Origin of the sequence: Streptomyces parvulus (assembly GCF_014648855.1) — a bacterium.
Taxonomy (GTDB): Bacteria; Actinomycetota; Actinomycetes; order Streptomycetales; family Streptomycetaceae; genus Streptomyces; species Streptomyces parvulus.
Map to the genome: position 1 here is coordinate 24009 of NZ_BMRX01000024.1, position 12263 is coordinate 36271.

Genomic DNA, 12263 nt, shown 5'->3' on the forward strand with positions numbered 1-12263 from the left:
GGAGCTCTTCCATGGAGAAGACGGACGGCGGGCCACCGGAGGTTCACGCCGTGCTCGGGAGAAGTGTGGCCGGACGACCCTGGGGGTCACGCGCCACGCAGCAGCTCGGCAGCGCGTTCGGCGATGGCGTAGACGGTGGCGTTGGTGTTGCCGGAGGGGATCGACGGGATGACCGAGGCGTCGGCCACGCGCAGGCCCGCGAGTCCGCGGACGCGGAGCTGGGAGTCGACGACGGCCGCGTCGTCCTCCCCCATCATGCAGGTTCCGACGAGGTGGCAGTAGGAGGTGAAGTGCGTGCGGGCGTGGGCGGCGATCGAGGGTTCGTCCACGGCCGTGAGTCGCGAAGCGGTGTCGGAGCTCGAGCGCATGATGGCCCGGGTGGGCGCGCTCGGACGCCTGCGGATGAGCGTGGAGCGTGCCGCCGCGATCATGCATGCCGGAGGCGTAGGCGTCGTCACGACCCTGCTCAGCTCCTCCGCACCCGACCTGACGGTCTCCGAGGCGACTCGCAGAGCGGTGTTCGCCGCGATCATCGTCCCGCGGGCGGAGGACGACCCGGCGGGGCCGACCGGTGCCGGGTTCGCGGGACCGGCGATGGCGCTACGGGCGGCCCTGGACACCACGGGAGCCACCGCCCTCAGTCCCGGCGAGCTGCTGTTGCTCCGGGAGCTGCTCGACCGCCTGGCCGACACTCCGGGCTGAGACGGACCGAACCGGGCGCTGGGGCCGGTCTGACGATTCCCGTCGCCGCTCGAAGGGCGGCCTCGCGTCGTCAGGGGTGTGCTCTCGCCATACCGGGCGTGGCCTCTGGTACTGGGCGTACTCGGCTCTGCGCCCGGTGCGACGAAAACGTGGGCGTGGAGGCGCGGGGCAGACGGGAGTTGTCAGACAGGCCCCGCCAGAGCGGGAGGATCACGGCCCTCGGCGCCCGCCGCCGTCCGGCGCCGGTGCGGCCGCCCGGGCCGCGGCGGCCTCGCGCCCGTGTGCCGTCGCGGGGAAGCGTTCGAGCATGGCACGCAGTTCCTCGGCACCGACGTTGGCGCCGAACGGCTCGGCTCCAGGTTGCAGGCGCACGCCGTCCGCGAGTGAGCCCGCCACGATCGGGTCGAAGCCCAGGTCGTCGACCAGGTCCGCCACCACGGCCCCGGCCTCGGGATCATCGGCGGCCACGGCGATCGCCCTGCGTCCGGCCGAGCCGGCCGGACGGGCGCCGTTCTCGAGGTCGTGGTACCCCATGTGGTTGAAGGCCTTGACCACCTTCGACCCCGCCAGGTATCGCTGGACGATCTCGCTGGTCGACACACCCGGCACGGTGAAGTCGTCGCGTACGCCGTCGACCTCCCACCAGTAGTTCATCGCGTCCACGACCGGCTTGCCGCGCAAGGCGTCCACGGGGACGTTACGGTGCTTCCCGAGGGGCAGGGCCAGGATCACCACGTCGGCCAGGGCCGCGGCCCGGGCCGAGGAGACCGCGGTGGCCCCCGGGGCCAGGACCTCGACGGTGAGAGCGATCCCGCCCGGGGCGCCCGACCCCGCGACGAGGACGCGATAGCCGGCCCCGACAGCGAGCCGGGCCAGTACCGTTCCGACTTTTCCGGCCCCCAGGATGCCGATGGTGCGGACCGTTTCGTTCTTCACCGTTCTCCTCGCACGTGCCGGTCGGCGAGCATGTCGCGGACCATGGGGACCACTCGCGATCCGAAGAGCTCGACCGAGCGAAGCCGGTCACCGATCGACTGGGAACCCGCGGTGTAGATGAGGTCGAACCGCCCGACCCGGAGCTCCCCCACGGTGCGGGCGATCTTGCGCGCGACCGTTTCCGGCGAGCCCACGTACAGGGAGCCCTGCTCGATCTCGGCCTCGTACTCCGCTCGGCGCACCGGCGGCCATCCGCGAAGCGCGCCGATGCGGTCCCGGATCATCCGGTACCCCGGCCAGTGCGCTTCCCGCGCCGCCGCGTCGCTCTCGGCGACAAACCCGGGCGAATGCATGGCAACCGGGTGCGCCGTGGTGCCGAACTGCGCCGTCGCGCGCTCGTAGAGGTCGATGTAGGGGGCGAAGCGGGACGGGGCACCGCCGATGATGGCGATCATCAACGGGAGGCCGTGTCGGGCCGTACGCACCACGGACTGGGGAGAACCGCCCACTCCGACCCAGGTCGTCAGGTGTCCGGACTCCGTCGTCGGGTAGACCTCCGCATGGTCCAGGGCGGACCGGACGGTGCCCTTCCAGGTGACCGGCTTCTCCTCCAGCAACCGCACGAAGAGGTCGAGCTTCTCCTCGAAGAGCACGTCGTAATCGGCGAGGTCGTACCCGAACAGAGGGAAGGACTCCGTGAAGGAACCGCGTCCCAGGATGATCTCGGCGCGCCCGTCACTCAGCGCGTCCAGCGTCGCGAACCTCTGGAAGACCCGCACGGGATCGTCGGAGCTGAGGACCGTGACACCTGAGGAAAGACGGATGCGCTTCGTACGGGTGGCGATGCCGGCGAGAACGGTCTCGGGCGTGCTGACCGAGTACTCCGGACGATGGTGCTCTCCCAGGGCCAAGACGTCCACTCCCAGGTCGTCCGCGAGAATGGCCTCGGTGACGGTCTGGCGAATGGCCTTGGCGTGCGAGACGAGCGCGCCCGAGTCGTCCACGGGTACGTCGCCGAACGTGTCCAGGCCGAATACGAGGTCAGACATGGGGTTTCCTCACTCAACGGATCCCGCGACTGCGCGACCGACTCACGGCCGGGCAGACCGGCAGTGCGGCCCTGCCGGACGAGGTCACATCGGAGCGGCAGGAGGCCGCTTGACCCGATAAGCGTGACAAATTTTACTTGCTTTGTCAAGCAATGTGCCAGGCGCGACTCACTCCGGAGCGGGGCGGGCGGGGCCGATCGCGCCGGAGCTCAGCTGGGGGGATGGACCGTAGCCGAAGGTGACCACGGTGCAGCTCCAGAAGTAGACGGCCGCCACATCGGGCCAGTCGGCTTCCGTCTCCGCACGACCTGGCTGGACCTCCGCGGTTTCCGACTCCTCCCCCCTCCGGGACGGTCGCCTTCTCCGCAGCATGCTGTACATCGCGCGATCCTGGTTTCTCGTGTGCGCCGGGGGCCGGTGCGGACGCCTGAACCGGTCAGTAGAAGTCGTCCTCATCGATGAGGGTGAAGAGGTTGAGGATCTCGACGTAGATCCAGACCAGAGTGACGACGAGACCGAACGCGGCCAGCCAGGCCTCTCCGCGCGGCGCACCCGCGGCGATGCCGTCCTCGACCTGCTTGAAGTGCAGGGCGAGAAAGCACGCGCCGATCACGACACCCGCCAGGCCGAAGAGAACACCCAGTCCGCCGCTGCGGAACCCGAGACCGCTGTCGGCCCCGAACGCGGCGAACACCCAGTTTCCGAAGTTGAGCACCAGGAAACCCAGGATGGCCGCCATGGCGAACCGGTAGAAGCGAGGGGTGACTCGGATCCACCGCGACTTGTAGGCGACCAGCACTGCCACGAACACGGCCATGGTGCCGGCTATCGCCTGTATGACCGCGCCGGAGGAGACCGAATTGGCGATGGCACTGGAGATGATGCCGAGGAACAGTCCCTCAAAAGCCGCGTAGCCGAGGATCAGCAGTGGTATCGGCCGGGAGGCGAAGGCCTGGATGAGCCCCAGGATCAGGGCGATGAAGGCGGCGGCGCCTGCCATGCCGTAGGAAGCGCCCGAGTTGGCGGAGTCCGGGAACAACACCCATGACGCGAGCGCGACGGCGACGGCGAGCCCCAGGGTCATGGCCGTTCGGTTCACCACGTCGTCGATCGTCATCACGGTCGTTCCGGCGTGCCGGGGGGAGGGTGCCTTGCTCAGGCTCACCAAGGGTTCTGAGGGACTCCCGACCGGGGCCGGGCTGGGGGCGACGGCATCCCCGTCGGCCGTGGGAGCGCTGCTTCGCCGCCACTGTATGAGGACGGGGTTCGAACTCTTCAGAGTCCGCGTAATGGTGGAGGCCATGTGGGTTTCCCGCTCCGTTGCTTCCACGGCGTGAACAAAAGCGATCGGCCGGCGCGCCTGTGGTGTCCGGTGCGGAGCTCGTTCTCGAGAGCCGTGTTGTCTTGGGTGAATTATCTTCCGCGGTCAGACGCGGCGTCCCCGCCTCTCATGGGCAGGCCCCGAGATCTCAATGGGATAATGCTACATCTCCCGGTGAGGGACGTCTTTCTCGCGATTTCCATTTCCCGCTCCGGCTGCCACCGGGGGTGATTGCGTACCGCCCACGGGGCGCTCACGTATCCCGAGCGCATTCCCAGCCGGGCTTCGGGGTCTTTGTGCGCCTTACGCGCATGGCCGATGATCACAGCGGTGATCATCCAGGCGAGCCAGTCATGGACGAAGATGGCGCTCGTGCGGGAGATGGCCGGCAGCACTCCCGAGAACCACATCAGAAGCCCCGTGAGCATCATGACGACCACCGCCCCAGCGATCCAGCCCGCGAAGATCTTCTGACCCGCGTTGAACTTCCCGGCCGGCCGGGCCTGCGGCGAGGTACGGCGTCGGCGTACGGCTCTCAGCCACTGCCGGTCGTACACCGCGAAGCGGTTCAGCCGCTGGAGGTCGGCGCGGAAGGACGGGTGGATCAGTCCCAGCAGCGTGGGCAGCGGCAGAGAGATGCCCGACCATTCGTGAACGGCGGCCACGATGTGGCGTCGGCCGACCACCTGCGCCAGGGGCCCGAGGTAGAGGCAGGCCGCGGTGACCAGGCAGATCAGCATCAGGAAAGCGGTGGTGCGGTGGACCGTCCGCTGCACGCGGCCGAACCGAAGGACGCGGTCGTCCGGCTCAGGCGGCATTGCCACGCCGGTCCGCGTCGTCGAGCCAGCCGTCCACCGCATACCCGCGCTCCTCCCAGAAACCGGGGACCACGCTGTCGGTGACCTGGATGCCGGAGAGCCACTTGGCCGACTTGTAGAAGTACATGGGCGCCACGAACAGGCGTACCGGCCCGCCGTGCTCGTGCGTGAGGGGCTTGTCCTGCATGTCGAGCGCGACCAGCACGTCCGACCGACGCGCCTGCTCCAGGGTCAGACTCTCGGTGTAGGCGCCGTCGAAACAGGTGAACCGCACCGCCGCACCCCGCCCCTTGACACCCGCGGCATCCAGGAGGGCCGCGAGCTTCACCCCGGAGAAGGGCGTGTCGTCCACTCGCCAGCCGTCCGTGCACAGGACGTCGTGAACTACCCGAGTCTGCGGCAAAGCGCGCAGTTCGGGCAGCGTGTACGTCTTTGCCCGGTCCACGAGACCGTAGACGCGCAGCCCGTAGTTCGTCTCGTCCTTGCGCGGGACCGAACCGACGACGCTGTAGTACCGGAAGCCCCCGGGGTTGGGCAGGAGACCGGTCAGACCGGTCGCGTCGATCTGCGAAGCGGCGCCGAGGGCACCCTCCCAGCCCCGCTGCAGCACGGGGGCCGCGGCGACGGCTGCGGCACCGGCGGCCATCGTACCGAGGAAGACACGACGTCCCATCGGGGCACCTCGGCTCTCCCTCGGCATCTTCTTCGGCATGTCATGTGTCCCTTCGGATACCACGGACGCAGTCGTCACTGTTCTAACCGGTGACGAATAGTGGCACGGCATTCTGTCAGGTGTCAACACGCCCCATCGGATCCGTGGTTATCATGTACATGACACCTAGGGGTCTGCGCGGCATGGGTCCGCGCGGTGACCGCCGCTCCGCCACGGCGGTCACCGCACTTCCCGTCCCGATCGCCTCAGTCGAGTTTCGAGACCTGGTAGTGGCTGATGTACCACTCGCCGTCGAGGCGCCTCAGCACGACGCTCAGGTGGACGGAAAGGGTTGGTCGGTCGACGAAGGAGAAGTCGACGCCGAGGTAGGCCAGCAGGACCCCTTCGGCCGGCTCCCGCGTCTCGAGCACCTCGTACCCCGCCGTCAGGCCCATGGGCTGCGACGCGTAGTACTCGGCGACACCCGCCCGTCCGACACTGTAGGGGTGCAGACCCTGGAAGATCGCGTCCTCGGTGAAGCATGCGGCCACGTCGTCGGGTTCGTGGGCGTCGACCGCCCTCTTCCACCGGTCCATGACACCGCGCAGGACACTCAGGTGCGCCTCGGTACTCTGCATGAGGATTCCTTGTCGTTTCGTCGAGGCGGTTCCGGGACCACCCCGATGTCGTTCGTGTGTACGGGTGCCGCGTAGAGCTCAGCTGGCTCGGCCCGGGTCGTTGGGATGTGACTGCAACGGCGTGATCACCGCGTTCATCCAGGGCCACAGCGGAAGGGACCCGAGGACGTTGGCACGCAGGTCCTCCTCGTCGTCGCCACGCCAGATGCCGATGCTGCGCAGTTCACCGACCGGGCGCCACAGCCGGAACAGGCGCCCCTGTGACGCCAGTTCCTTGGCGCGGACGGCTTCCTGGGCCCGACGACGGTCGACCTCCGCGGGATCGGTCCCCTCGGGAACGACGGTGGTCAGTTCGACCATGAACTCCTGCATGATCCATCCCTCTCTGTGGTGGTCCGTGAAGTGGTGGCGAGAGGGCGCCGGCGGTGTTCACAGTCGTGGTGAATGCCCGGCGCCCGCCATGCGGTCGATGGACCGCACGCCTTCATGGTCCACCGGCTCGTGCCGATCGCCGACCGGCCTGCGCCGTGGGCAGGGCGCCGGAAGCCGACGGAGTGAATCCGGTACGCCTGACGGCCCTGGAAGGGTGTCCGCGCCGCCGGAATGAGCGGAGCCGTGCCGGCGGCGGCACGGCTCGCGGTCAGACAGCGGCCTTGACCGCACCCGCGATCTTGATGACACGCTCGGCCTGGATGCGTGCGGCGGTACGCGTGACGTCGTCCACCGGGTTCGCGCCCTGGGCGTCGACGTGCGAGGTGCCGTAGGGGTTGCCGTCGGTGAACTTGTTCGGGTCGGTGAATCCCGGCGTGACGGTGAGGCCGCCGAAGTGGTGGATCGAGTTGTACAGAGCGAGGAGCGTTGACTCCTGTCCGGCGTGAGCCGTGGCGGAGGAGACGAAGCCGCTGTAGATCTTGTCCGCGAGCTTGCCCTCGGCCCACAGGCCGCCGAGCGTGTCGATGAACTGCTTCAGCTGGGAGGAGACGTTGCCGAAGCGCGTCGGCGTGCCGAAGATGACGGCGTCGGCCCATTCGATGTCGTCCGCGGTCGCCTCGGGAATGTCGGCGGTGGCGGCGTGGTTGGCGGCCCAGGCGGGGTTGGACTCGATGGCAGCGCGGGGGGCGAGCTCGGCGACCCTGAGAAGGCGAACCTCGGCGCCGGCCTTGAGGCCGGCCTCGTGGAGTTCCTTGGCGATCTCCGTGATGGTCCCGGTGGAGGAGTAGTAGACGACGGCGAGCTTGACCGGAGTGGGCATGAAACGTTCCTTAGACGTGGCGGACGGCCACTACTAGGTGACCGGTCTCCTAAACTAGACGACCGGTCACCTAAGGTCAAGCGGACCTTACGGACGTGTGCGGCCGCTCCGGCCGCGGGACCGAGCGGACTAGCGCAGGACCCCGCCGAAGACCGTGCGGAAGAACGCATCCACGGGGGCCGCGGACTTGTCGATCCGCGCAGCGATCAGCGTGCCCTCCCATGCGCTGAGAATGAACAGTGCGGTGCTCTCGACGTCGATCGAGGCATCGAGGTCTCCGGCCTCCTGGGCTTCGGTGAGCACTTCCCGCAGTCGGGCGGCCCATCCGTCGAAACCACGCTTGGCCGCGGTCCTGATCACCTCACTGTGGTCGGCGACCTCGGCGCCGAGGTTGCCGACCAGGCAGCCGCGAGCGAAGCCGTTCCGCAACAGGTCCTCGCCGAGGAACTCGAAGTGCGCTCGCAGCCTCTCCAGGGGAGGGCGATCCTGCGAGCTGAGCATCTCGAATCGCAGCGAGTCCCGGTAGCGGCCCAGGGCTTCGAGGGCGCTCTCCTCCTTGCTGGAGAAGTGGTTGTAGAAGGACCCCTTGGGTACGCCCGCGGCCTTGGTGATCTCATTGATGCCGGTGGCGTTGAAGCCCTTCGCGTGGAACTGCCGGAACGCCGCCTCGGCGATCTCCTCGCGCTTGGACGCTCGTCCCATGCCTCTCGCCTCCTGAGTCCCGGGCCACAACCGTCCCCTCCGCCGCCGCAGCCGACGGACGTCAGCCATCAGCACTGACACGACGGGACACCGGGGGGACGGCCGGCCCCATCAGTCTATGCACGTCGCCCGGGAGCCGATGCGGGGCGGGGACGCCGCCGCGGGCGCATGCCGCCCCGCCTAGTCCGCGAGTGGGGCCTGGCGCCCGGGCGGCGGACACTATGGTTAAGTAGACCGGTCATTTAAAACTTCCGATGGAAATCAGGAGAACGCATGTCGACCTACCGAGCCTTCGAAGCCACCGGCGTCCACCACCTCCAGCTGGTCGAACGCCGGCTGACCGACCCCGCACCAGGTCGGGTCCGGCTAAGGGTCGAGGCCTGCGGAATCTGCCACACCGACGTCCTGGCCGTCGAGGGTCTGCGCGAGGACCCGTCGCGTCCCATCGTCCCGGGCCACGAGATCGTCGGTGTCATCGACGCGGTCGGCGCGGGAGTCTCCAGCTGGCAGGTCGGGGACCGGGTCGGGGTCGGCTTCCTGAACGGCCAGTGCTGGGAGTGCGCACCATGCCGGCGCGGTGACTTCGTCAACTGCCTCCAGCAGGAGCACACGGGCACGACCGTCGACGGTGGCTATGCCGAGGTCATCCACGCCCGGGCCAGCGGTCTGGTGCGCATCCCCGACGGCATCTCCGCGATCGACGCCGCGCCCCTCCTGTGCGCGGGCCTGACCACGTTCATCGCTCTCCAGCAGGAGGGGACCAGGGCGGGGGCCCTCGTCGCCGTCCAGGGGATCGGCGGCCTGGGCCACCTGGCCCTGCAGTACGCCCGCAGCCTCGGCTACCGTGTCGCTGCGATCGCCCGGGGCCCGGAGAAGGAGGCGTACGCCCGGAAGCTGGGAGCCCACATGTACATCGACAGCACTGTCACGGACCCCGGAACGGAACTCGCGGCGCGGGGCGGGGCCTCCCTCATCATTGCCACCGCCACCAGCGGCAGCTCCATGAATCCTCTGGTCAAGGGCCTCGCCCCGAAGGGAAGGCTGATTGTCGTCGGCGCGACGCCCGACCCGCTGACGATCGCCACCCCGGACCTGATCTTCGGCACGCACACGGTCACAGGCAGTCTGACCGGGTCCTCCATCCAGAACGAGGACAACCTCGCCTTCAGCCTGGCGCATGACATCCGGCCAAGTGTGGAGGTCATGCCCTTCGCACAGGCGCCGGACGCCTACGAGCGGATGTTGTCGGGCGAGGCCCGCTTCCGGGTCGTGCTAGACATGACGGCTGCCTGAGTCGGCCACAGCGCGCCGGCGGGAACCCCGCCGGCGTGGTCCCGCATGACCGGCGGCCCGAGCACTGACAAGGGGGTGGGTTCCCGAGCACGTCCCCGGCCGTTCGGCCACACGACCACGAGATCTGGCCCCGCTCGCCCAGCGGGGCCGCCGACCCGTCACAACGGCAGTGTTATCCCCAGCTGCCGCATCGCGCTGGAGGGTGGGCCGCCCTCGGAGCGCTCGGTCTTGTAGCCCTTGACACGCGCGTCCAACGTCCGAGGGTCGACCGCCTCGGCGGGAGCACTCTTCGCGTACAAGCCATCCGGTTGGCTGTCCCGGTCGTGAGGCAGAAGCCAGAAGACACGTCGTCGGAACGTGCCGGATGCGCGAGAGGCCTTCGCGGTGGTGTTGAGGAGGGCGTAACCCACCATGCGTCCATCACGGTGGTAGGGCGGTTTTCCCTTGCGGGTGGGCAGCCTGTCCAGACTCTGGCGGACGTAGTCGAGAGACTCCACGTCCTCCAGCCAGACCAGCTGCGTCTCGTGGCTGATCTCGTCCTCGGTGATCAGGGAGCTCATGAGCCTGCAGCCCCTTCCGTGTCCGTGAGCAGGCCGATGCCCGGATAGTGCTTGCGCTGATTGGACAGGATCATCTCCTTGGGGGATGCCAGCCCTACGAGTTCGCGAGTGCGGGCGGCGAAGGCCCTCGAGGTCATGACCGGTGCTCCCTCATTCTGGCACCAGGTCCTATAGGCGGCGTAGAGCGCCGTCTGCTCCGCTCGCAGTTCGGTGCCGAGCACGCAGGTCTCCTCGTAGAACCGGCCGGTGTGGTCTTCGGTCTCGGCGTATGCGGTGGTGGCGATGCGGACGCGTTCCGGGCCGGTGAGGTCGGGGCTGCCCGTGAGATAACGCTGCGCACCGTCGATGAGCCAGCCCAGGATGCCGGCCCCTTCCTCGGTGACGAGGATGTCGGCAAGATTGTCGATCTTCCGGTGATCGGGTACCACCCTCTCGAAGGGGATCAGCCGCATGCGGCGCCAGAAGGCGAAGCCGCCGGTGCCCACTTCGGGACGGTGGTTGCCCAGCAGCCAGAGCTTGTGTGTCGGCTCGAAACTGAAGAAGTCCTGGCGCATCCGCCGGGCCTTGATCCGGTCCCCGCCCGTCAGCAGCTTGACCCGCGCCTCATCGAACTTGTCACCCGGCTTGACTTCGGAGCACACGATGACGCGCCGCCCGTGCAGCTCGGCCAGATCGGTGGGGTGCCCCTCGTACGGCCGGGCCATGAGGAAGCCCGGAGGGGCCGCGTCGGCGTAGTCGCCGAGCAGCTTCATGAGCACGTCCAGGAGGACTGACTTGCCGTTCTTGCCGGAACCGAAGAGAAACGGCAGGACCTGGCCGCCCACATCGCCCGTGAGCGAGTAGCCGAGCAGCAGTTGCAGGTAGTCGATCATCTCCCGGCCCTCGGCGTCGTCGCCGAAGGTGTCGGTGAGGAACCGCCCCCAACGAGGCGTGACCGTGTGCAACGGCCCCACGGTGGTGGACCGGGAGTGGAAATCCTTGTTCGGTTCGGGGGCCTTGAGCAGCCCCGTACGCAGATCGACGATGCCGACGGGGGTGCACAACGCGTAATGATCCGCGTCGAGACGGGCGGCGTTGAGGACCATGCCGGGCGCCGACTTTGCCTGGGAGAGCATGGCGTTGATGCCGGTGGTGGAGAGAGCACGACGCCGGTGGCTCTGCAGGGCGTTCGTGGTGAAGATACCGCGGGGGTCATGGGTGGCGATGCTCTCCGCCAGATCACCCGCAGCCCAGAGAACGGTGTCGTCCTCGTCCATCTGCCAACGCGTCGTGTCCCAGCGATACCAGCCGATCCCCGGCACGTGCCGGAAGTCGTTGGCGTACAGCTTGACGAACAGCTTGGCATTGCCGCGGTCGGACAACGTGTCGGGCAGCAGGCCGTCAGCTGTCGCCGCTCCGGCCGAGGACGTGGCAGCGTCGGCAGGCGTGGGGCGTGGTAGTGCGGCTGTGCCTTGAGCGCGAATCTGAGCGGCTACGGCTTCGGCATCGAACTCGGAGAGCGACTCCGGGCGCGGCGCCGTCATGGGCGCCTCCCATGGTTGTGAAGCGGACGTTTGAAACGTGCGGTGAGACCGCCGCACCTATTCTGCTCGATGCGGCTCCCCTGGCCCGCCCACACCCCGTGGTGTGTGGTGCCGTCCGCACATGGCTGCGCCAGGTGTGCGTCGACAGCCGCGGTCACGGCCAGGTCAGCGATTGGGTGGCCTGGATCGCGCTCGCCTGAGTCACTGCGAAGCCGCAGCTCAGCAGGCATCCTTCCCCCCAATCAGCGACCGAAGCGACCCAATTATGAACATAGCCTAGCGAATGTGGCCAGTGAGGTCGTGGAGCCGCTGCGCCGACCTGCGGATGTGTGTCGGTGCATGTTGCCGGCAGACCGCCGTGACCGACGGAGCGGGGAAGCGGCTGGACGCGCACAGAGCTCGACCAGCAACGACCGACGTGACTGCCAGCTTCCCACATATGAAACCCACACACATATCACCGTGCCCAGTCTCTGCGTCGAGCCCGTTCAGCAGCCAGGTGTCTCCGACGTCATTGCCGCGCACCGCGACCGTCCCGCCAGGACACCGACGCCATTGACAATCTCGGCGGCTGGCTGACTACGGTGGTCGGCCACATCAGTTCTCCACCCGAGGTGGAGTTCACGTCCACGTCCCCGGCGGACGGTTCATCACGATCGGGGCCACCGAGGTCGCCGGCCACGTCACCGAGATCACCGCCGTGGTGGACCCGTCGAGACTCGCGCATTCCTGGCAGATGGGCTCAGTCCAACGCAGTTTGCTGCCCCCTTCCCCCCACGCGGCGATATGACGGCAGGAGAACTCGGCGGTCGGCCGG

Annotated in this window: 13 protein-coding genes and 1 pseudogene; 2 read left to right on the forward strand and 12 right to left on the reverse strand. The window is 68.3% G+C overall.

Annotated elements, in window-relative coordinates; all coding sequences use genetic code 11:
* Nucleotides 1-86: 86 nt before the first annotated feature.
* Nucleotides 87-338: pseudogene (locus IE108_RS32960) on the reverse strand (GMC oxidoreductase); the annotation flags it as partial.
* A 10-nt stretch (nt 339-348) separates the two neighbouring features.
* On the opposite strand from IE108_RS32960, the gene IE108_RS32965 reads away from it, so the two are divergent.
* Nucleotides 349-702, forward strand: coding sequence for a hypothetical protein (locus tag IE108_RS32965; protein WP_064732319.1), 354 nt, complete (start codon nt 349-351; stop codon nt 700-702).
* 210 nt (nt 703-912) lie between these two features.
* Here IE108_RS32965 and IE108_RS32970 read toward each other — a convergent pair whose 3' ends face one another.
* From IE108_RS32970 to IE108_RS33010, 9 genes are all read right to left on the reverse strand, one after another.
* Nucleotides 913-1638, reverse strand: coding sequence for an NADPH-dependent F420 reductase (locus tag IE108_RS32970; protein WP_064732318.1), 726 nt, complete (start codon nt 1636-1638; stop codon nt 913-915).
* Nucleotides 1635-2687 carry an LLM class flavin-dependent oxidoreductase gene (locus IE108_RS32975; protein WP_064732317.1) on the reverse strand — a complete coding sequence of 351 codons (1053 nt, stop codon included), beginning with the start codon at nt 2685-2687 and terminating at the stop codon, nt 1635-1637. The genes IE108_RS32970 and IE108_RS32975 overlap by 4 nt, the downstream gene beginning before the upstream one ends.
* A gap of 436 nt (nt 2688-3123) precedes the next feature.
* The gene (locus tag IE108_RS32980) at nt 3124-3966 is read right to left on the reverse strand and encodes a Bax inhibitor-1/YccA family protein (RefSeq protein ID WP_064732518.1); all 843 of its coding nucleotides are present in this window, start codon (nt 3964-3966) and stop codon (nt 3124-3126) included.
* Between the two features lie 134 nt (nt 3967-4100).
* Nucleotides 4101-4868, reverse strand: coding sequence for a cytochrome b/b6 domain-containing protein (locus IE108_RS32985; RefSeq protein ID WP_079163914.1), 768 nt, complete (start codon nt 4866-4868; stop codon nt 4101-4103).
* A complete protein-coding gene (locus IE108_RS32990) occupies nt 4816-5499 on the reverse strand; it encodes a molybdopterin-dependent oxidoreductase (protein ID WP_229852643.1) in 684 nt (227 codons plus the stop codon). Before IE108_RS32990 ends, IE108_RS32985 begins: the two co-directional genes overlap by 53 nt.
* Before the next feature lie 245 nt (nt 5500-5744).
* On the reverse strand, nt 5745-6116 hold the full coding sequence (locus tag IE108_RS32995; protein WP_064732314.1) for a YybH family protein: 372 nt from the start codon (nt 6114-6116) through the stop codon (nt 5745-5747).
* A gap of 78 nt (nt 6117-6194) precedes the next feature.
* Nucleotides 6195-6488, reverse strand: a complete 294-nt coding sequence (locus IE108_RS33000) for a muconolactone Delta-isomerase family protein (RefSeq protein WP_064732313.1) — start codon at nt 6486-6488, stop codon at nt 6195-6197.
* Between the two features lie 268 nt (nt 6489-6756).
* Nucleotides 6757-7368 carry an NAD(P)H:quinone oxidoreductase gene (gene wrbA / locus IE108_RS33005; RefSeq protein WP_064732312.1) on the reverse strand — a complete coding sequence of 204 codons (612 nt, stop codon included), beginning with the start codon at nt 7366-7368 and terminating at the stop codon, nt 6757-6759.
* Between the two features lie 129 nt (nt 7369-7497).
* Entirely contained in the window at nt 7498-8070 is a 573-nt protein-coding gene (locus IE108_RS33010) for a TetR/AcrR family transcriptional regulator (protein ID WP_064732311.1), read from the reverse strand.
* Nucleotides 8071-8343: 273 nt separating this feature from the next.
* Between IE108_RS33010 and IE108_RS33015 the strand changes: the two genes are divergently transcribed.
* Nucleotides 8344-9363 carry an alcohol dehydrogenase catalytic domain-containing protein gene (locus IE108_RS33015; RefSeq protein ID WP_064732310.1) on the forward strand — a complete coding sequence of 340 codons (1020 nt, stop codon included), beginning with the start codon at nt 8344-8346 and terminating at the stop codon, nt 9361-9363.
* A 158-nt stretch (nt 9364-9521) separates the two neighbouring features.
* On the opposite strand, the gene IE108_RS33020 is transcribed toward IE108_RS33015, so the two are convergent.
* Both IE108_RS33020 and IE108_RS33025 read right to left on the reverse strand, forming a co-directional pair.
* On the reverse strand, nt 9522-9923 hold the full coding sequence (locus tag IE108_RS33020) for a DUF6009 family protein (RefSeq protein ID WP_064732309.1): 402 nt from the start codon (nt 9921-9923) through the stop codon (nt 9522-9524).
* On the reverse strand, nt 9920-11446 hold the full coding sequence (locus IE108_RS33025) for a DNA primase family protein (RefSeq protein ID WP_064732308.1): 1527 nt from the start codon (nt 11444-11446) through the stop codon (nt 9920-9922). The genes IE108_RS33020 and IE108_RS33025 overlap by 4 nt, the downstream gene beginning before the upstream one ends.
* Nucleotides 11447-12263: the final 817 nt, after the last annotated feature.